A 20,060-nucleotide genomic window follows, 5' to 3' on the forward strand; every position below is an offset into this window, starting at 1 on the left:
CCCGGCGTGAAGCTCCGCCCGCCAATCACTCAGGCACGCGCGCTTGCCGCCAGCTGTTCAAGCGCGTCACCTGTCAGGCGCACCACGCGCCAGTCGGGCATGACGGTCGCGCCCATCTTTTCATAGAAGCTGATGGCCTGCCGGTTCCAGTCGAGCACGGTCCATTCGAAGCGCGCGCATTGCCGTTCCACCGCCAGGGCGGCGAGGCGTTGAATCAACGCGGTGCCCAGACCGCTGCCGCGTTGCGAGGGTTGTACGTAGACGTCTTCGAGATATAGTCCGCGCTTGCCGACGAAACTCGAGTAATTGTGGAAGAACAGCGCATAGCCGACGATGCGTCCTTCGCTCTCCGCTACCAGCGCTTCAATGGAAGGCCGCGCGCCGAACAGCGCGTCGCGCAAGCCCTCTTCGGTTGCGACGAAGACGTGCGTGAGGCTTTCGAATTCCGCGAGCTCGTACGTCAGCGCGAAGATCGCGCTGGTGTCGGCAGGCGTGGCGGCGCGGATCGTCGCGGGCATTACGCTTCTTCCGGGGCGTCGGTCAGTTGGATTTCAATTCCGCCGAAGCGCGACGCAACCCAGTTGTAGGCATGGCAGGCGATCCATAGCAGGACGAAGCCGAGAATCGCATTCAGCAGCAGCGCGCTGAACACCGTGCTCAGTTCCACCGAACCATAGCGCACGAACGCCACCAGTACGCCCAGCAGCACGATCGGTACCGAAAACGTCAGGTACACGAGGATCAGTGCTTTGGCTGTCTGTCCTGGTGCAATGAACGAAATCTGTTTTTTCATGTAAGTCAAACCCGTGTGTCGTAGTGGTAATGGGTAAAGCTATGAATGGCCGCTGGCGAGAGCGAGGCGTGAGCCGGGCGTTAGATGAGGCCGTCGAACAGCATGATCGCGACGCGCTCCCCTTGCGCAATCTCGCCCTCATCGTGCCCGAGCACGATGAAGCAATTGGCTTCGCTCATCGAACTCAGCACGCCGGAACTTTGTGAGCCGGTTGGCGTGACATGCCATTGTCCGTGCGCGTCCTGTTCGGCTACGCCGCGCTGGAACTCGGTGCGGCCGGCGCGCTTGCGGATGGCTTTGCGGCTCAGGGCGTGAATGAACGGCAACGGTTGCGGTGTTGCGCCCGACATCAGCAGCAGCGCCTCGCGCACGATCTGATAGAAGGTCACCATCACGGCGACCGGATTGCCCGGCAAACCGAAGAATAACGCGGGAAGCCCGAGCCCGGGTCGCTCGCCGGACCAGACGCGGCCGAAGGCGAGCGGCCGGCCCGGCCGCATGGCGAGACTCCAGAAGGCGACGTCGCCGAAAGTTTGCAGCAGTTGTTTGGTGAAATCGGCCTCGCCGACCGAAACCCCGCCCGAGGTGAGCACCACGTCGGCGCTCGCCGCCGCGCTGCGCAAGGCGGCTTCCATCGCGGCGGGCTCGTCGCGCACCACGCCGAGATCGAGCGTGTCGATGTTCAGGCGCCGCAGCATGGCGAACAGCGTGTAGCGATTGCTGTCGTACACGCAGCCCGCGTCGAGCGGCTCGCCGAGCGAGCGCAATTCGTCGCCGGTGGAGAAGAAGGCCACGCGCAAGCGCCGCTTGACATTGATTTCGCCGATGCCGAGCGAGGCCAGCAAACCAAGGTCCGACGCGCGCATGATACGGCCCGAGCGCAGTGCGGCGTGGCCGCGCGCGAGATCTTCGCCGGCGAGACGCCGGTTCGCGCCGGCCGCCACGGCGTTGGCGGCGAAGCGGATCGAACCCGAGTCGGCGTCGCGCTCGACCAGCTCCTGCGGCACGACCGTGTCGCAGTCGGCCGGCATGCAGGCGCCGGTCATGATGCGCACGCATTGTGTGGTTTCGACGCGGCCCGTGAACGGATGCCCGGCGAGCGCTTTGCCGGCCACCGTCAACTCGACGGTGGCGCCGCCGGTGGCGAGTACCGCGCTCTTGAACGCGTAGCCGTCCATGGCGGAGTTGTCGTGCGAAGGCACGTCGATTGGCGACACGATATCCGCCGCGAGCACGCGGTCGAGCGCATCGCGCAGGGGCACGCGTTCAGTAGCCGTGACCGGTGCGGCCCACTGGCGAACAATCGCCTGAGCGGCTGACACGGGTAGCGCGTGAGGATCGTACTGCGCGACGCAGCGGGAGAATTCGTTAGGCGTGGTCATGAAGAGCGGGACGTCGCGACCGGAGGCGGCAGCGGCAGTTGCCGTGCGGCCGGAGCGGGATTTCAACCGGGGCCTCAATCACGTTCGAGGTCGGCGAGTTCTTGTAGCGAATTGATATTGTAAAACGCGCGCTCGTCGGTAAAGACGACTTCCTCCGTCTTGTGGCGCGCGTACCACGCGCGGACTTTGCGCTCGCCGGCTTCCAGAAAGGCCGCCAGATCGTCCGCGAGGCCCGTGCGCAACAGTGCGAAAACGGGGTGCAGGGACAACTGACCGTGCGCGTCGGAGGTGGCGACCGTGGCGATATCGGCGCCGTTCGAGTCGAGCGCGCGCGCAAGACGCTCGGCGAGGTCGGCGGGCAGCCACGGCGAGTCGCAGGGTGCGCTGAGCACATAGCCGGTTCCCGCTGCTCGCAAGCCCGCGAGCAGACCTGCCAGCGGGCCCGGAAATCCGGCCAGCGTATCGGCCACGACCGTGGCGCCGTACGGCGCACCGAGTGCGGCGTAAGCTTCGGCATGCCGATTGGCGCTGATGAGCAACGCGCCGGTTTGCGGTGCGAGGCGCTTGAGCACATGGCTGGCGAGCGGCTCGCCGTGCAGCGTTTGCAGCCCCTTGTCGGCGCCGCCCATGCGTGTGGCGCGTCCGCCCGCGAGCAACAGGCCGGTGATGTGTTCGCGCGTCGGTCTCATGCGCCGCCGCTCAGCCGCCGATGTACGACATTTCGACCCGACGGCCGTCGCGCGCGCCTGAATCGGCCGGGTTGCTGCCGCGCAGCTGCGAATACCGGTCGCCGCGGCCTTGCCAGATTTCGGCGATGGCGGTGGCGATACCGGCGTCGCTCGCGCCGTTGCGCACCAGCGCGCGCAGGTCGTGCCCCGACGACGCGAACAGGCACAGATAGAGCTTGCCTTCGGTCGACAGACGCGCTCGCGTGCAACTGCCGCAAAACGCCCGGGTCACGCTCGAAATCACGCCGATTTCGCCGCTGCCGTCCGCATAACCCCAGCGCTGCGCGGTCTCGGCGGCGCTGTGCGCTTCGAGCGGCGCGAGCGGGAAGTGCTCGGCGATGCGGGTGACCACGTCGGCGGACGGCAGCACTTCGGTCATGTTCCAACCGTTCGACGTGCCGACGTCCATGTATTCGATAAAGCGCAGCACTGCGCCCGAGCCTTTGAAATGACGCGCCATCGGCACGATTTCACTATCGTTCGTGCCGCGTTTGACCACCATGTTCACCTTGACCGGCGCGAGCCCCACCGCATGCGCGGCGGCAATGCCGTCCAGCACGTCCGCGACGGCGAAGTCGGCGTCGTTCATGCGGCGAAACAGCGTGTCGTCGAGCGCGTCCAGACTCACCGTGACGCGGGTCAAACCGGCGTCTCTCAGGCTGCGCGCCTTGCGCGCCAGCAGCGAACCGTTGGTGGTCAGCGTCAGATCGAGCGGACGGCCCGCCGGCGTGGTGAGTTGCGCGAGCCGCTCGATCAGGAATTCGAGATTCTTGCGCAACAACGGTTCGCCGCCCGTCAGACGGATTTTTTCGACGCCGTGCGCGACGAAGATCCGCGCCACCCGTTCAATTTCCTCGAAGCTCAGCAGGTCGCTGTGCGGCAAAAAGGTGTAGTCCTTGTCGAACACCTCGCGCGGCATGCAGTAGACGCACCGAAAATTGCAGCGATCCGTGACCGAAATGCGCAGGTCGCGCAGCGGCCGCGCGAGCTTGTCGTGCAGCGCGCCGCTAGGCGTCTGCACGGGGCCGCTGATAACCGGCACAGCGCTGAAATCGGCAACAGGGATGATGCGTCGGGACATGGTTGCTTCGCTTAATTGCTTCGCGTGTTTGCTTTGCTCAGTGCTTGAACTTAGTGCTTGAACTTAGTGCTTGAAATCAAAGCTAGATATTCATTCTATCGGAAATGCCTCAAAAGGCAGTGGGACCCCCCGGCGGTGTCGGGTGTACGGGGACGTGCATGCCACCGGCGCGCCCGCGCTGCGCATAAAAAAAGCCCGCCATGAAGGCGGGCTTTGCTGGTGGAGCGGAGCAGCTTACTGCGGATGCTTGCCCGTTTCCACTTGTTGCATCGGCGCGCTGTCGAGCGGCGGCAACGATTTACGTTCGCGCACCACGCGAGCCGGCTTGACCGTCTGCGCGGCCGCTTCCTGAGCGGCGCGAAGCTTGTCGGCGTCGGTGTTCACCCAGACGAGACCGGCTTGTTCCAGCACCGGCTTCAAGGCTTCCGCCGACGCGGCGCCATGACGCGGTGCTTGCGGTGCAACGGCGACAGGCGCGGACTCGATCACCGTCGGCTCGACCGCGGCCGCAACCGGCTGCGTTTCGGCGATCTCGGCATGCAACACAGGCTGAGCCGCCGGAGCTTCGACGACCGCAACCGGAGCGGCGGTTTCGACCGGAGCCGGCGCGGCTTGTGCTTCGACAGGCGACGCCACCACCGGCGTTTCGACTTGAGTCTGAGCCGGTGCTTCAAAGCGTGCGACCGGTTCAACAAGCGAAACCGTCTCGCTGACGGCCGGCGCGGCTTGCGCTGCTTCGACCGGCACGGCAGCGGCGGGCGCTACCGGCGTTTCGGCGACCGGTTCGACAGCAGCCGGAGTCGCCGGCGCCTGCGCTACCGGGACGACCGTTTCCGTCTTCGCAGCCTTTTCGACAGCCAGAGCCGGCGTTTCGGTAGCAGCGTGCAGTTCGGTGACCACGGCGGTTTCAGTCGCGACAGCGGCGACCACCACTTCCACCGGCGTCACGTCCTTCGCCTCGTTGACTTCCGTCTTGTGCTCGACAGGTTGGTGCGCAGTGCGCACCGGCGCTTCGTCGGCCACGCCGGCGTTGTCGCCTTCAGCTTCCGCGACGTCCGCTGCGAGGTTGCCGTTCACGTCCTCTTCACGTTCACGACGACCACCGCGACGGCCGCGACGGCGACGACGACGCTCTTCACCTTCACGCGCCACGGCTTCCTGATCGATCTGCGCGCCGTTTTCGCCCAGGGCGATCTGGTTTTGCGCCAGTTCTTCCGCCGGTTGAGCGTCGCTTTGCGTCAGAGACTCGGTGGCTTCCGTTTGCGGCTTGCGGCGTTCGCCACGTTCAGCGCGATCACCACGTTCACGCCGTTCGCCACGCTCCGGACGTTCGCCGCGCTCGCCACGTTCAGCGCGCGGTGCGCTTTCGACGGCTTCCGCACGGTCGTTGCCGCGATTGTCGCGGTCACGGTTTTCGCGACCCTCGCGACCTTCACGCGGTTCGCGGGGCTCGCGGGTTTCGCGCGGTTCACGACCTTCGCGGGCCTCACGCGGTTCACGGTTGCCACGCGGCTCGCGCGCTTCACGCGGCTCACGGCCTTCGCGTGCTTCACGCGGTTCGCGTTCCTCGCGACGCTGCGACGGCTGCTGGCCTTGAGCCTGACGGCCGCCGGTCGCGCCTTCGCCGCGGCCCGCTGCATCGCGGCCGCCTGCGCCGCCACGGCGATTGCGGTTGCGATCGCCACCGCGTTCACCGGTGCGCTCACCGCGCTCCGTGCGTTCGCCGCGTTGCGGACGCGTCTGCTTGTCGGTCGTAGCCGGCGCGACAGGCGCCGGTGCCGCCGGCTGCATGCCGAACAGATTCTTCAGCCAGCCGATGAACCCACCGCTTGCCGGCGTGACCGCGACCGGAGCCGGGGCAGCGACAGGGCGAACCGGTGCGCTCGGCGCCGGCTTTTCAGGCGTAATGCCCTTGACCGCCGCTTCCTGCTTCGGCTTTGCTTCTTCGGTGCGCTTGCTGTAACCGGTTTCCGATTCGAGTTCGCGGGCCGCTTCTTCGGCCATCTTCCACGAAGCGCGCGGTTCGTCGAGGCGCGCGTCGTCGTGACGCAGACGCTCGAGCTTGTAATGCGGCGTATCGAGATGCTTGTTCGGAATCAGGACGACGTTGACCTTGAAGCGCGACTCGATCTTGTTGATTTCAGCGCGCTTTTCGTTCAGCAGGAAGGCGGTCACTTCGACCGGCACCTGGCAGTGAATTGCCGCGGTGTTTTCCTTCATCGCTTCTTCCTGAATGATCCGCAGCACTTGCAGCGCGGACGATTCGGTATCGCGGATGTGACCCGTGCCGTTACAGCGCGGGCAGGTCACGTGGCTGCCTTCGGACAGGGCCGGGCGCAGACGCTGGCGCGACAGTTCCATCAGGCCGAAACGCGAGATCTTGCCCATCTGGACGCGCGCACGGTCGTGCTTCAGCGCGTCTTTCAGGCGTTGCTCGACTTCACGCTGGCTCTTGGCCGATTCCATGTCGATGAAGTCGATCACGATCAGGCCGCCCAGATCGCGCAGGCGCAATTGGCGGGCGACTTCGTCGGCGGCTTCGAGGTTGGTGCGCGCGGCGGTTTCCTCGATGTCGGCGCCCTTGGTGGCGCGGGCCGAGTTCACGTCGATCGCGACCAGTGCTTCGGTGTGGTCGATCACGATCGCGCCGCCCGAGGGCAGCGGCACCGTGCGCGAGTACGCCGTTTCGATCTGGTGTTCGATCTGGAAGCGCGAGAAGAGCGGTACGTCGTCGTGGTACCGCTTCACCTTGCTGACATTGTCCGGCATCACGATATCCATGAAGGCGCGTGCCTGGTCATGAATTTCAGTGGTGTCGATCAGGATTTCGCCGATATCCGGCTGGAAGTAGTCGCGAATCGCGCGGATCACGAGGCTCGATTCGAGATAAATCAGCATCGGCTGACCGTTCGAACCGCTCTGCGACGCAGCTTCGATCGCGCGCCACAGTTGCATCAGGTAGTTCAGGTCCCACTGCAGCTCTTCGGCGCTGCGGCCAATGCCGGCCGTGCGCGCGATGATGCTCATGCCTTCCGGCAATTGCAGCTGCGCCATGGTTTCGCGCAGTTCCTGACGGTCGTCGCCTTCGATCCGGCGCGACACGCCGCCGCCGCGCGGGTTGTTCGGCATCAGAACCAGATACCGGCCGGCGAGCGAAATGAAGGTGGTGAGGGCCGCGCCTTTGTTGCCGCGCTCTTCCTTTTCGACCTGAACGATCAGTTCCTGGCCTTCGCGGAGGGCGTCCTGGATGCGCGCCGAGCGCATGTCGACGCCGTCGCGGAAATACTGGCGGGCGACTTCCTTGAACGGCAGAAAGCCGTGGCGGTCTTCGCCGTAGTTGACGAAACAGGCTTCGAGCGACGGCTCGATGCGCGTAATGATGCCCTTGTAAATATTGCCTTTGCGCTGTTCGCGCCCGGCGGTTTCGATGTCGATATCGATGAGTTTTTGCCCATCGACGATGGCGACGCGCAGTTCTTCCTGCTGCGTCGCGTTGAACAACATTCGTTTCATTGAACGGCTCCAGAGCGGCTTAGCCAGCCCATCGCTGCGCGGTTGTCAGTCGCGAGAGCGAAGCGGGCAGCGGCATGCCGCGCCTTATTGTGTTTTCACAAGCACGCTGGAGCGGGAAAACTGGCGGGAGAATTGCCTGAGAGGGCCCGGCCCCATTGAAAAATGGGCGCGGTGCCGCAGGGCACATGCGAACACGGCTTCAAATAACGACCCGACACGCCGCGGGTTCTGCCGGCAGACCTTCAAAAGCCTTCGTCCACTCGCGCCGGTGCGCCAACTGGGCGCGTGACCGGAGGGTCGAAGGCTGCGGCCATGCCGCAGCGGGAAGTTCGCGCAGTCGGCGCGTCTTTTCCTGCTGGGGGTGTCTCGCCTCATTTTGACGTCGCCATGTCTTGTACTTTCTACAAGACGCCTCGGGCGCACGCCGTATTTTCGCAACTTGCAGCCTCGTACAACTGGGCGTCAGACCGCCCGATACCGAAGCTGAAAGTTAAATTCTTTTTTACCAAAATTCCGTTACCGTCGAAGCCGACCTTGACCGAACGCGCCTATGGGCGCCGTCCCTGCCGGGCACTGACTTCGTGCGTGCAACTTGTTGCATCTCATTTTCAGGGTGAGCAACCAGACCCCGGCGCAAGTAAAATAACGGTTTATCGCTTGCGCCTGCGCAATCCGCCCGAATTCCGAACACTGCGCCGGCCGCCGCAGACTGCTGGGCAAATTATATTCAGAATGAAAGAGTTAGGCAAAATATCCCAGAAATCGGTCGCAAGCGACCAGGTCTCGATGATCGAGATCGACGATAGTGCGGCCGGACAGCGCATCGACAACTTCCTGTTACGCGTCTGTAAAGGCGTGCCGAAAAGCCATATTTACCGCATCCTGCGCAGCGGTGAGGTGCGCGTGAATAAGGGCCGGATAGATGCGCAGTACCGGCTCGAACTAGGCGACCTGGTGCGTGTGCCACCCATTCGCGTCGCCCAACCGAGCGAAACCGCCGCCCAGGCGCCGGTACCCGCCGCCCATTTCAAGATCATTTTCGAAGACGAGCATCTGCTGGTCATCGACAAACCGGCCGGCGTGGCCGTGCACGGTGGCAGCGGGGTGGCATTCGGCGTGATCGAGCAGATGCGCGAGGCGCGTCCGCAGGCGAAATTCCTCGAATTGGTACATCGGCTGGATCGCGAGACTTCCGGCATCCTGATGCTCGCCAAGAAGCGCTCGGCGCTCGTCAATCTGCACGAGCAGATTCGCGAGAACAAAATGGACAAGCGCTACTATGCTTGCGTTCACGGCGACTGGGCGAGCGATTGGGGCCGCCGCCGCGCGGTCAAGGAGCCGCTGCACAAGTATTTGACCGCGGACGGCGAACGGCGCGTGCGCGTGCAGCCCGACGGCCTCGCGTCGCACACGGTTTTCAATCTGATCGACCGCTGGCCGGAGTACGCGCTGCTCGAGGCGGAACTGAAGACCGGGCGTACGCATCAGATCCGTGTCCACTTGCAGCATCTGGAACTGCCGATCGTCGGCGACGCCAAATATGGCGACTTCGCGCTGAATAAGGCATTGGCGCGCGCCAATGCGAAGCCGGGCCTGAAGCGCATGTTCCTGCACGCCTACCGGTTAAAGCTCACGCACCCGGCAACCGGCGCGCCGCTGCAGTTCGAGGCGCCGTTGCCGGCCGAATGCCGCAGCTTCATCGCGCAGCTCAACGAATTACGAAATGGGTCAAACCCGGAGACGACACCGCATGGCTAGAGAGCAATTTGATCTGATCGTCTTCGACTGGGACGGGACGCTGATGGATTCGACCGCCCACATCACGCGCAGCATCCAGTCGGCTTGCCGCGATCTCGGCTTGCCGGTTCCCGCCGACGAGGCGGCGAGCTACGTCATCGGCCTCGGTTTGCGTGATGCGCTACAAATTGCCGCGCCCACGCTGGACCCATCGGACTATCCGCGGCTGGCCGAGCGTTATCGCTTCCACTATCTGGTAAAGGATCAGACCACCGAGCTATTCGCCGGTGTGCGCGAAATGCTGCAGGAATTGCGCGACCTGGGCTATCTATTGGCAGTGGCCACGGGCAAAAGCCGCGTCGGGCTGAATCGCGCGCTCGACCAGTCGCGCCTCACGAGCCTGTTCGACGGCACCCGCTGCGCCGACGAGACTTTCTCGAAGCCGCACCCGGCCATGTTGCACGAATTGACGCGTGAACTAGGGCAGGACAATGCCCGCACGGTAATGGTCGGCGATACGACGCACGATCTGCAAATGGCGATCAACGCGGGTGTCGCGGGCATCGGTGTCACATACGGGGCGCATCCTGCGGGCTCGTTGAGTGCGTTATCGCCGAAGTTCGTGGCGTCGAGCGTCAGTGTGCTGTCGGGCTGGCTGCGAGAAAACGCATGAGCGAGCAGACACCGGACGCGGCGCAGGCGGTTCGCATTTGCGCGTCGGCGGAATTGGTCGACGGCGGCGCGGGCGTGCGCCGCGGGGCGAAGCTCGGCGGAGGCGACGTCGTCGTATTTTTTGTTCGCTATGATGGCCGCGCTTACGGCTACCTGAACCGCTGCGCCCATGTGCCGATGGAGCTGGACTGGGCCGAGGGCCAGTTCTTCGAATCGTCCGGTTTATACTTGATGTGCGCTACACACGGTGCGATTTACGCGCCGGACACAGGCAAATGCGTCGGTGGTCCGTGCCGCGGCGGCAGATTGCGGCCCGTGCAGGTGGACGAACGCGATACGCCGGAAGGCCGCGCGGTTTTCTGGCTGCCTGACGGCGAACTGCGTCCGGACACCCCCTGATTTTTCTCTTCTTCGACCTTTCCACTGCACCGCATGTCCGACAATTTGACTCCCGAGCCGAAGGAACCGTCCCTGACAGGCCGCCCCCGCACGCCTGCCGATGAGCCCGGTTGGGAACGCGCGGCGCTCGAGCGCATTGCTCTTGCCGCGATCAATGAGCAGCGCGCGGCGCGGCGCTGGAAAATCTTTTTCCGCTTCGTTTTCCTCGTCGTCCTGCTGCTGGCAATATGGGCCGCCATCGACTTGTCCGGTGACAAGGTGGCTGCCACCGGCCGCCACACGGCTTTGATATCGCTTGACGGCGAGATCTCCGCTGATACGAACGCGAACGCGGAAGATATCAACACCGCGCTGCAAAGTGCGTTCGACGATGCGGGCACCGCCGGCGTGATCCTGCGCTGTAATAGTCCGGGTGGCAGTCCGGTGCAGGCGGGCATTATCTACAGCGAAATTCGTCGTTTGCGCGTCAAATATCCGTCAATTCCGCTCTACGTCGTCGTGGGCGATATGTGCGCGTCGGGCGGCTATTATGCGGCCGCGGCGGCCGACAAGATTTACGTGGACAAGGCGAGCATCGTCGGCTCGATCGGCGTGCTGATGGATAGCTTCGGCTTTACCGGCCTGATGGATAAGCTGGGAATTCAGCGCCGTTTGCACACATCGGGTGAGAACAAGGGCTTTTTCGACCCGTTCTCGCCGGAAACGCCGAAGATGGACGAACACGCGCAAGACATGCTCGATCAGATTCACGCGCAATTTATCGACGCCGTTCGCCAGGGGCGCGGCAAGCGCCTGCATGAAACGCCGGATATGTTCTCAGGGCTTTTCTGGACCGGTCAAAAAAGCGTTGAGCTCGGTCTCGCCGATGGTTTCGGCGACGCGGATTACGTAGCGCGCGACCTCTTTAAGGCGCCGGATATTGTCGACTACACGGTGAAAGAGAGCATTACGGACCGCGTTGCGCGTAAATTCGGCGCGGCGGTGGGCAGTGGTGCGGTTCACGCCATGGCGCTCGGCGGGAAGCTGAATCTGCGTTGATGTGCTGATTTGTTGACGTGCTGATGTGAAAAGCCCCGCGCGATCGATGTTTTGACGATCGCGCGGGGCTTTTTTATACCTATCCCGGGTTGGCCCGGATCAAACGGCCAGGATCAGAAAAATGGCCGGCCGCTTGTGCAGATCGATTGCAGGCTGTTTCTTCCAGTCGGCTACGGTGCGGCTGGCAATGGTTTCGGTTTCCAGCGTCAGGTCGACCGCCACGCAGACGAGCGTGGAAGGCGCACACGTCGCCAGTAACGTATCCAGCAGCGCGCGGTTCCGGTAGGGCGTCTCGATAAAGATCTGCGTCTGCTTGCCTTTGCGTGATTGCTGTTCGAGGTCTCGCAGGCGTTTGGCTCGCTCCGTGGCGTCGACCGGCAGGTAGCCGTGAAACGCAAAGCTCTGGCCGTTGAGCCCGGAAGCCATCAAGGCTAACAGAATCGAACTGGGGCCAACGAACGGCACCACTTTCACTCCTCGTTCATGCGCGCGGCGCACCAGCAGGGCGCCGGGGTCGGCGACCGCCGGACAGCCCGCTTCGGAGACGAGACCGGCGTCGGTGCCGGCTAGAAGCGGCGCAAGTAGCTTATCGATCTCCCCGGCCGGCGTGTTGACGTTCAGTTCGCGGATCTCGATTTCCTGGATCGGCCGTTCCGTGCCGACCTTTTTCAGGAACGCGCGCGTGGTTTTCGCGTTTTCGCCGATGTAATAGTGAAGCGAAGCCGCGCGGGCGCGTACCGGCGCCGGCAGAACGGCGTCGAGCGCCTCGGCGTCGCCTTCGCCGAGCGTGTTCGGAATCAGATAGAGCGTGCCGGTCATTGCGCCCCCAGAAGCGGAAAGCCCACTGCGAGCAGCATGCGCGACAGTGCGATCAACGGCAGGCCGACGAGCGCGGTGGGGTCGTCGGAATGGATGGCTTCGAGCAACGCGATGCCGAGTCCTTCGGATTTCGCGCTGCCTGCAACGTCGTACGGCGTTTCGGCCAGCAGATAGGCCTCCAGCGTGGCGTCCGGCAGATCGCGGAATTGTACGCGGGTAATCACGTCGGCGGCTTGCACTGTCCCCGAGCGACTGTCGAACAGACACAATGCACTATGGAATTGCACTTCGCGGCCGCGCATTGCCTGCAGTTGCGCCAGCGCATTGGCGTGGGTGCCCGGTTTACCGATTTGCAGACCGTCATAGGTCGCAACCTGATCGGAGCCGATTACGAGCGCGGCCTCACCGGCGCCGAGTCCACCGGCAACCGCGCGAGCTTTGGCTTGCGCGAGGCGCAGAGCGGTCACTTCGGGCGTCTCGCCGGCGAGCGGCGTCTCGTCGATCGCGGGTACGACGACATCGAACGGCACACGCAGGCGTTCGAGCAGCTCGCGGCGATAAGGCGAACTCGACGCCAGGATCAGGCGTGGCGGGCGATTGAGGGAATCTGGCATGGGCAATCAACGGCTAGAGAGGCGGAACGTACGGGGTCGCGGAAAGCTTGCGCGTGTACGGGCTTAAGTGTTTGACTCGAAAAGACAAAACGGATATGATTTTGGGCTTTTCATCGGTATGCTTGCGCTAGGCGGGCCTCGGTGTGTGTCAGGCGTGCAAGCGGACTTGCAGGCGTGGCGTACAACTCGCGGGTCTTTCAGGTTGTCTCGCAAACCGGTTATACCCCGCGGTTTATACCCCGGCGAAACCCTTGCCGAAGCAGGAGCGCACATGACTCAACATCCTGGCAACCCTGCAGGTCTGTCCGACCCGCATAATCTCGATCTGTTCGAATTTGCGCGGAGTGCGCGTCAGGCCGCGGGTGTCGTGCGCGTCTCGCAACTGCCGCGCATGTTAAACGAAGTCCCGGCAGAAGCGCCAGACCGCGATACCGCGTTCACCTGGCAAGCCGAAGGAACGACGCAGCCGGAATTGCAGGACGACGGCACCGAGGGTCCCCAGCCTTATTTGAGGATGGCGATTCACGGCGCCGCATGGCTCGAATGTCAGCGGTGCATGACACCGTACTTGCAGGCATTCAACGTCGATGCAACTTACCGGATCGTCAACACTGAGGCGGAAGCCGAAGAGTTTCCGCTCGACGAGGATGAAGTCGAAGTGATCGTGGGCTCGAACCATTTCGATCTCATCGACTTGATCGAAGAAGAGTTGCTGCTTTCCTTGCCGCTCGTGCCCAAGCATGAGGTCTGTCCCGAAGTGCACGAGAGTCTCGTCTCTGGTGTGGCCGGTACTGAAGGCGAGGGCGACGAGGGCGCACTGGACGAGGCTGATGAGGGCGGTGAGCCCGAGCGGCCGAATCCGTTTGCGGCGCTCCAGAGTCTCAAGCGCGGTGAGCCGGGCGACAAGAAGCACTGAACAGTTGCATTGGAGCGCGACGCGGGCGCATTGGCCACTCGGCCAGTGGCGGACACCGAGTCGGGCTGTGTTAGAATCCGGAAAATTTTTAGGAGTTAGTCATGGCAGTTCAGCAAAACAAGAAGTCGCCGTCGAAGCGCGGCATGCACCGTTCGCACGATTTTCTGACGGCAGCGCCGCTGGCCGTGGAACCGAGCACGGGCGAAGTGCATCTGCGTCACCACGTTAGCCCGAACGGCTACTATCGTGGCAAGAAAGTTGTCAAGACGAAGAACGATTAATCGTTTCGCCGCCTGTTTCTCTGCGTGTCGCCCCTTGGCGTTTCGCGTGGCGATCGGCTCGCTTGACATTTTCCCGGCTCGGCAAAAAAGCGGCATTCAATTGCCGCTTTTTTGTGTCGATCGCAGCTGGCAATTTAGCGCCTACCGCGGTCCCATGCAGGGCGCCTGAAATTCGTCGCACTCCATGACAGTAAAGCTCACGATAGATTGCATGGGAGGCGACCACGGCCCGTCCGTGACCGTTCCCGCTGCCGTCAACTTCGTTCGTTCGCATCCCGATGCGCAGTTGCTGCTCGTCGGCATTGAAAGTGCGATTCGTGCGCAGCTGAAGAAGTTGAAGGCTCAGGACCTGCCGGCGCTGACCGTCGTACCCGCGTCCGAGATCGTCGCCATGGACGATCCGGTCGAAGTCGCGCTGCGCAAGAAAAAAGATTCCTCCATGCGCGTGGCGCTGAACCGCGTCAAGGAAGGCGAGGCGCAAGCCTGCATTTCCGCCGGCAACACCGGCGCGCTGATGGCGGTCTCGCGCTATGTGCTGAAAACGCTGTCGGGCATCGAACGCCCGGCTATCGCGTCGGCACTGCCCAATCCCAATGGCTACACGATGATGCTCGACCTGGGCGCCAACGTCGACTGTGAACCTCAGCATCTGCTGCAGTTCGCGGAGATGGGGCACGCGCTCGTGTCGGCGCTCGAGGGTAAGGAGCGGCCCACCATCGGTCTGCTCAATATCGGCGAAGAAGTCATCAAGGGCAACGACACCATCAAACGTGCCGGCGAATTGCTGCGCGCGAGTACACTTAACTTTCACGGTAACGTTGAAGGCAACGATATCTTCAAAGGCACGGTCGACGTCATCGTCTGCGACGGTTTTGTCGGCAATGTCGCGCTGAAGACGTCGGAGGGCCTCGCGCAGATGCTGTCCAACATCATCAAGGAAGAGTTTGGCCGTTCGTGGCTGACCAAGGTGATGGCGGTGCTCGCATTGCCGGTATTGATGCGGTTCAAGAAACGCGTCGATCATCGGCAATACAATGGTGCCGCGTTGCTCGGCCTGCGCGGGCTGGTGATCAAAAGCCACGGTTCGGCGGATGCCTACGGGTTTGAGTGGGCTATCAAACGCGGGTATGATGCCGTCAAAAACGGCGTGCTGGAGCGCCTCGCGCGAGCGATGGAAGAGAACGCGGGTTCTCTTGAACAGGCGGCGCGCGACGCGAGCGGTGCGGGCCACGCAAGCCCGATCGCAGGCCAGCCAGCCGAGCCCTACGCTGCGCAATCCTCGAAGGCATAATGGCTCAATCGACAATTTATTCCCGCGTGCTGGGCACCGGCAGCTACCTGCCGCCCAACCGCGTCACCAATCAGGATCTGGCCGAACGTCTCGCCAAGCAGGGCGTCGAGACGAGCGACGAGTGGATCGTCGCCCGCACGGGCATCCATGCTCGCCACTTCGCGGAACCTGATGTCACGACCAGCGATCTGGCGTTCATCGCTTCGCAACGTGCGATCGAAGCGGCAGATATCGACCCGCAGTCCATCGATCTGATCATTGTCGCCACGTCCACTCCGGACTTCGTGTTTCCGAGCACGGCGTGCCTGTTGCAGAGCAAGCTCGGCATCAAGAACCACGGCGCGGCCTTCGACGTGCAGGCCGTCTGTTCCGGTTTTGCCTATGCGGTGGCGACGGCGGACAGCTTCATTCGCAGCGGTCAGCATCGTACGGCGCTCGTGATCGGCGCGGAAACCTTCTCACGCATTCTCGACTTCAAAGACCGCACCACCTGCGTGCTGTTCGGCGACGGCGCGGGCGCGGTGATCCTGCAGGCATCCGAAGAACCGGGCGTGCTCGCTAGCGCGCTCCACGCGGACGGCAGCCATTCGAACATTCTCTGCACGCCGGGCAACGTGAACGGCGGTGTGGTAGCCGGCAGCGCGTTTCTGCATATGGACGGACAGGCCGTGTTCAAGCTTGCCGTCAATGTGCTCGAAAAGGTCGCGGTCGAAGCGCTCGAGAAAGCCAATCTGTCGGCTGAGCAGGTCGACTGGCTGATTCCGCATCAGGCGAATATCCGCATCATGCAAAGCACCTGCCGCAAGCTCGGCTTGCCGCAGGAACGCATGGTCGTCACGGTGGGCGAGCACGGCAATACGTCGGCTGCGTCCATTCCGCTCGCATTCGACGTCGCCGTGCGCGACGGCCGCATCAAACGCGGCCAGAACGTGCTGATCGAAGGCGTCGGCGGCGGCTTCACGTGGGGCGCTTCGGTTATCCGCTACTGATAGCGGCGACGCTATGGCGAGCGCGCTTCACGGCGCTCGGCTACGCTTGAGCGCGCTCGCCGTCAACCGGGCGCGCCACCCACATCTGACAACATCGATTTTGGGGACGATATGAAATTTGCGTTCGTTTTTCCTGGGCAAGGATCGCAGTCGGTCGGCATGCTCAACGCGTTCGCCGATCACGCGGTCGTGCGTGAGACGGTTCAGGAAGCCTCCGACGCGCTCAATCAGGACCTCGGCAAGCTGATCGCCGAAGGCCCCGCCGAAGATCTGAACCTCACCACCAACACCCAGCCTGTCATGCTGACCGCCTCCTACGCCATGTATCGCGCGTGGTTGCAGGCTGGCGGCCCGAAGCCGGCGATCGTCGCAGGCCACAGCCTGGGTGAATACACCGCGCTGGTCGCGGCGGGTGCGCTCGCGTTTCGCGATGCCGTGCCGCTCGTGCGTTTTCGCGCGCAAGCCATGCAAACGGCGGTGCCGGTCGGTGAAGGCGGTATGGCCGCGATCCTCGGCCTCGACGACGACACGGTGCGCGCGGTGTGCGCTGAAGCGTCGGTTGCGGGCGTCGTCGAGGCAGTCAATTTCAATGCGCCGGCGCAGGTCGTGATTGCGGGCCACAAGGCCGCGGTCGAAAAGGCCTGCGAAGTCGCGAAGGCTAAGGGCGCCAAGCGCGCGTTGCCGCTGCCGGTCTCGGCGCCGTTTCACTCGTCGCTGCTCAAGCCCGCGTCGGATCAATTGCGCGAGTATCTCGCGAGTGTCGACGTGCAGGTGCCGGCCATTCCGGTCATCAACAACGTGGACGTTGCCGTGGTCAACGAACCGGCCGGGATCAAGGACGCGTTGGTGCGCCAGGCCGCCGGTGCGGTGCGCTGGGTGGAAAGCGTTCAGGCCATGTCCGCTCAGGGCGTCACGCACGTGATCGAATGCGGTCCGGGCAAGGTCCTTGCGGGTTTGACCAAGCGTATCGACGGTAATCTGGTCGGCGCTTCGATCTTCGATCCGGCTTCGCTCGAAGAGACGCTCAAACTCGTGACGGCTGGCTGAGCACTGCGCCGCGCGTGCCTTGCGCTGGCAGCACGCGCTGCGCGAGAGCATCAGATCATCGCATCAAGAATCAATCAGCCCTCCGAAGGGCATCCGGACTGACAGATGGAAAAGACTCTCGACAAGCAGATCGCAATCGTGACCGGCGCTTCGCGCGGTATTGGCCGGGCGATCGCCATGGAACTGGCGCGCCAGGGCGCGACGGTAATCGGCACGGCGACCAGCGAAAGCGGCGCAGCCGCAATCAGCGAAGCGTTTAACGCCGCCGGCGTGAACGGCCGAGGCGCGGTGCTCAACGTGAACGACGCGGCCGCGGCGGAAGCGTTGATCGACGGCACGGTGAAGGAATTCGGCGCGCTGCACGTACTGGTGAATAACGCCGGCATCACGCAGGACCAACTCGCCATGCGCATGAAGGACGACGATTGGGACGCGGTGATCGACACCAACCTCAAGTCGGTGTTCCGGCTGTCGCGCGCGGTGCTGCGTCCCATGATGAAGGCGAAGGGCGGCCGCATCATCAACATCACGTCGGTGGTCGGCTCGGCCGGCAACCCGGGGCAAGTCAACTACGCCGCCGCGAAAGCGGGCGTGGCGGGCATGACGCGCGCGCTCGCACGCGAGATCGGCAGCCGCGGCATCACGGTGAATTGTGTCGCGCCGGGCTTTATCGATACCGACATGACCAAGACGTTGCCGGAAGAGCAGCAAACGGCGCTGAAGACGCAGATTCCGCTCGGCCGTCTCGGCAGCCCGGAAGATATTGCGCACGCCGTGGCGTTTCTGGCGTCGCCACACGCGGGCTATATCACCGGCACGACATTGCATGTAAACGGTGGGATGTACATGTCGTAACCAAATTCGGTTACTATCCGCGCCTTGATGCGTTTGTAAATGCGTAAGGCGCATGCCTTGACAGCCACCCGATGCGCCGCTTTTTTGCCGGGTCAAACCTGATAAAATGCGCGCACCTGTATTTTTGAACTTCTTTTCCCTTGGAGGGGTAATGGACAATATCGAACAGCGCGTCAAGAAGATCGTCGCAGAACAACTGGGCGTTGCAGAAGCTGAGATCAAGAACGAAGCTTCGTTCGTGAACGACCTCGGCGCCGACTCGCTCGACACCGTTGAACTCGTGATGGCCCTCGAAGACGAGTTCGGCATGGAAATTCCGGATGAAGAAGCCGAGAAGATCACCACCGTTCAGCAAGCGATCGACTACGCTCGCGCGAACGTCAAGGCCTAAGGTCATTCGCGCCCGCGTTTCTGCGTTGGCGGCGTATGACGCCCTGCCGTGTCGGTTGCCGACGCCAGCAGGGTTGGCGCTTTTTGCCACGCGTTTTGCCAAGCAGGAGCGAGCGATGTTGACTGCGCAATTTTTCGCGCGATTGCCGAGTTAAACAGCCACAGGGCATACAGGGCAAGTTCCTGTGGCCGCTGTGGCTTTTGCTTTTGTCATCTATGAAAAAGGGGTTACCGTGAGCCGCCGTCGTGTTGTTGTTACAGGCCTGGGGCTGATTTCGCCTGTTGGCAATAATGTTGCCGACGGCTGGGCCAATCTGGTCGCCGGCAAGTCGGGTATTGCCAATATCACGAAGTTCGATGCGTCGAACTTTTCGACTCGTTTTGCCGGCGAGGTGAAGGGCTTCAATATCGAGGACTACATCCCCGGTAAGGAAGCGCGCCACATGGATACGTTTATCCATTACGGCGTGGCTGCAGGCATCCAGGCGATGCAGGACAGCGGCCTCGAAGTCACCGACGAGAATTCGGAGCGTATCGGTGTAGTGGTCGGTTCGGGCATCGGCGGCTTGCCGATGATCGAAGTGACGCAAACCGAACTGCTCAATCGCGGCCCACGCCGTATTTCGCCGTTCTTCGTGCCGGCGTCGATCATCAACATGATCTCCGGCCACCTGTCGATCAAATTCGGCATCAAGGGACCGAATCTGGCTATCGTCACGGCCTGTACCACGGGCCTGCATTGTATCGGCGAGGCTTCGCGCCTGATCGAATACGGTGACGCCGACGTGATGATCGCCGGCGGCGCGGAATCGACTGTGTCGCCGCTCGGTGTCGGCGGCTTTGCGGCGGCGCGTGCGCTGTCGCAGCGCAATGACGATCCGGCAACGGCGAGCCGTCCGTGGGACAAGGACCGTGACGGATTTGTGCTGGGCGAGGGTGCCGGCGTCATGGTGCTCGAAGAGTACGAGCACGCGAAGGCACGCGGCGCGAAGATTTACGCCGAAGTCAGCGGCTATGGGATGAGCGGCGACGCTTATCACATGACCGCGCCGCTGGAAGACGGCGACGGCGCTCGCCGCTGCATGCTGGCCGCGATGAAGAACGCGGGTGTCAATGCCGACCAGGTGAATTACCTGAACGCGCACGGCACGTCCACTCCGCTCGGTGATCTGGCCGAAACCACCGGCATCAAGCGCGCTTTCGGCGATCACGCCAAAGACATGGTCGTGAATTCGACCAAGTCGATGACGGGGCACCTGCTGGGTGGCGCCGGCGGTCTGGAGTCGGTGTTCACCGTGCTGGCCGTGCATCATCAGGTGTCGCCGCCGACCATCAACATCTTCAACCAGGATCCGGCCTGCGATCTGGACTACTGCGCTAATACCGCGCGGGAAATGAAGATCGACGTCGCGCTGAAGAACTCGTTCGGGTTCGGCGGCACGAACGGCACGCTGGTCTTCAAGCGCGCCTGATCGCCTGATAGTTGGTGACGCGCCAGTCGACGGCGCCGGTTGT

At 63.1% G+C, this 20,060-nt stretch carries 20 protein-coding genes; 12 read left to right on the forward strand and 8 right to left on the reverse strand.

The window, feature by feature from the left end:
- Nucleotides 1-29 precede the first annotated feature (29 nt).
- The 6 genes from P0D71_RS34445 to P0D71_RS34470 form a co-directional block, all read right to left on the reverse strand.
- Nucleotides 30-518 (reverse strand): GNAT family N-acetyltransferase, encoded by a 489-nt coding sequence (locus P0D71_RS34445; protein WP_408483744.1) that lies wholly within the window; start codon nt 516-518, stop codon nt 30-32.
- Entirely contained in the window at nt 518-793 is a 276-nt protein-coding gene (locus P0D71_RS34450; RefSeq protein ID WP_091792546.1) for a hypothetical protein, read from the reverse strand. The genes P0D71_RS34445 and P0D71_RS34450 overlap by 1 nt, the downstream gene beginning before the upstream one ends.
- An 80-nt stretch (nt 794-873) precedes the next feature.
- Nucleotides 874-2,175: a molybdopterin molybdotransferase MoeA gene (moeA, locus tag P0D71_RS34455; RefSeq protein ID WP_408483750.1), complete on the reverse strand. Its 1,302-nt coding sequence runs from the start codon at nt 2,173-2,175 to the stop codon at nt 874-876.
- A 74-nt stretch (nt 2,176-2,249) separates the two neighbouring features.
- Nucleotides 2,250-2,864, reverse strand: coding sequence for a molybdenum cofactor guanylyltransferase MobA (gene mobA / locus P0D71_RS34460; protein ID WP_408483745.1), 615 nt, complete (start codon nt 2,862-2,864; stop codon nt 2,250-2,252).
- 10 nt (nt 2,865-2,874) lie between these two features.
- Nucleotides 2,875-3,984: a GTP 3',8-cyclase MoaA gene (gene moaA, locus P0D71_RS34465; RefSeq protein ID WP_408483746.1), complete on the reverse strand. Its 1,110-nt coding sequence runs from the start codon at nt 3,982-3,984 to the stop codon at nt 2,875-2,877.
- 234 nt (nt 3,985-4,218) lie between these two features.
- Nucleotides 4,219-7,497, reverse strand: a complete 3,279-nt coding sequence (locus P0D71_RS34470) for an Rne/Rng family ribonuclease (protein WP_408483747.1) — start codon at nt 7,495-7,497, stop codon at nt 4,219-4,221.
- A gap of 732 nt (nt 7,498-8,229) precedes the next feature.
- Here P0D71_RS34470 and P0D71_RS34475 point away from each other — a divergent pair.
- The 4 genes from P0D71_RS34475 to P0D71_RS34490 are packed head-to-tail and all read left to right on the forward strand — an operon-like array spanning nt 8,230 to nt 11,343.
- Complete coding sequence (locus tag P0D71_RS34475; RefSeq protein ID WP_408185420.1) at nt 8,230-9,255, forward strand: RluA family pseudouridine synthase; 1,026 nt, start codon at nt 8,230-8,232, stop codon at nt 9,253-9,255.
- Complete coding sequence (locus tag P0D71_RS34480; protein WP_091792551.1) at nt 9,248-9,907, forward strand: HAD-IA family hydrolase; 660 nt, start codon at nt 9,248-9,250, stop codon at nt 9,905-9,907. Before P0D71_RS34475 ends, P0D71_RS34480 begins: the two co-directional genes overlap by 8 nt.
- Complete coding sequence (locus tag P0D71_RS34485) at nt 9,904-10,305, forward strand: Rieske (2Fe-2S) protein (protein WP_091792552.1); 402 nt, start codon at nt 9,904-9,906, stop codon at nt 10,303-10,305. The genes P0D71_RS34480 and P0D71_RS34485 overlap by 4 nt, the downstream gene beginning before the upstream one ends.
- Before the next feature lie 33 nt (nt 10,306-10,338).
- On the forward strand, nt 10,339-11,343 hold the full coding sequence (locus P0D71_RS34490; RefSeq protein WP_091792553.1) for a S49 family peptidase: 1,005 nt from the start codon (nt 10,339-10,341) through the stop codon (nt 11,341-11,343).
- A 99-nt stretch (nt 11,344-11,442) separates the two neighbouring features.
- On the opposite strand, the gene P0D71_RS34495 is transcribed toward P0D71_RS34490, so the two are convergent.
- Both P0D71_RS34495 and P0D71_RS34500 read right to left on the reverse strand, forming a co-directional pair.
- Nucleotides 11,443-12,162 carry an SAM-dependent methyltransferase gene (locus tag P0D71_RS34495; RefSeq protein ID WP_408185418.1) on the reverse strand — a complete coding sequence of 240 codons (720 nt, stop codon included), beginning with the start codon at nt 12,160-12,162 and terminating at the stop codon, nt 11,443-11,445.
- On the reverse strand, nt 12,159-12,776 hold the full coding sequence (locus P0D71_RS34500; protein ID WP_408483748.1) for a Maf-like protein: 618 nt from the start codon (nt 12,774-12,776) through the stop codon (nt 12,159-12,161). Before P0D71_RS34500 ends, P0D71_RS34495 begins: the two co-directional genes overlap by 4 nt.
- A gap of 271 nt (nt 12,777-13,047) precedes the next feature.
- Between P0D71_RS34500 and P0D71_RS34505 the strand changes: the two genes are divergently transcribed.
- The 8 genes from P0D71_RS34505 (at nt 13,048) to fabF (ending at nt 20,017) form a co-directional block, all read left to right on the forward strand.
- Complete coding sequence (locus tag P0D71_RS34505) at nt 13,048-13,692, forward strand: DUF177 domain-containing protein (RefSeq protein WP_408300280.1); 645 nt, start codon at nt 13,048-13,050, stop codon at nt 13,690-13,692.
- A gap of 101 nt (nt 13,693-13,793) precedes the next feature.
- Entirely contained in the window at nt 13,794-13,973 is a 180-nt protein-coding gene (gene rpmF / locus P0D71_RS34510) for a 50S ribosomal protein L32 (RefSeq protein ID WP_006051932.1), read from the forward strand.
- 184 nt (nt 13,974-14,157) lie between these two features.
- Nucleotides 14,158-15,264, forward strand: a complete 1,107-nt coding sequence (gene plsX, locus P0D71_RS34515) for a phosphate acyltransferase PlsX (RefSeq protein WP_408353725.1) — start codon at nt 14,158-14,160, stop codon at nt 15,262-15,264.
- A complete protein-coding gene (locus tag P0D71_RS34520; RefSeq protein WP_408483749.1) occupies nt 15,264-16,253 on the forward strand; it encodes a beta-ketoacyl-ACP synthase III in 990 nt (329 codons plus the stop codon). The genes plsX and P0D71_RS34520 overlap by 1 nt, the downstream gene beginning before the upstream one ends.
- 111 nt (nt 16,254-16,364) lie before the next feature.
- On the forward strand, nt 16,365-17,300 hold the full coding sequence (fabD, locus tag P0D71_RS34525) for an ACP S-malonyltransferase (RefSeq protein WP_091792560.1): 936 nt from the start codon (nt 16,365-16,367) through the stop codon (nt 17,298-17,300).
- A 105-nt stretch (nt 17,301-17,405) separates the two neighbouring features.
- Nucleotides 17,406-18,155, forward strand: coding sequence for a 3-oxoacyl-ACP reductase FabG (fabG, locus tag P0D71_RS34530; RefSeq protein ID WP_091792561.1), 750 nt, complete (start codon nt 17,406-17,408; stop codon nt 18,153-18,155).
- 151 nt (nt 18,156-18,306) lie between these two features.
- Nucleotides 18,307-18,546 carry an acyl carrier protein gene (gene acpP / locus P0D71_RS34535; protein ID WP_004197638.1) on the forward strand — a complete coding sequence of 80 codons (240 nt, stop codon included), beginning with the start codon at nt 18,307-18,309 and terminating at the stop codon, nt 18,544-18,546.
- 232 nt (nt 18,547-18,778) lie between these two features.
- Nucleotides 18,779-20,017: a beta-ketoacyl-ACP synthase II gene (gene fabF, locus P0D71_RS34540; protein WP_074285870.1), complete on the forward strand. Its 1,239-nt coding sequence runs from the start codon at nt 18,779-18,781 to the stop codon at nt 20,015-20,017.
- Nucleotides 20,018-20,060: the final 43 nt, after the last annotated feature.

Origin of the sequence: Paraburkholderia sp. RL17-383-BIF-A (assembly GCF_046028015.1) — a bacterium.
In the GTDB taxonomy this organism is placed as follows: domain Bacteria; phylum Pseudomonadota; class Gammaproteobacteria; order Burkholderiales; family Burkholderiaceae; genus Paraburkholderia.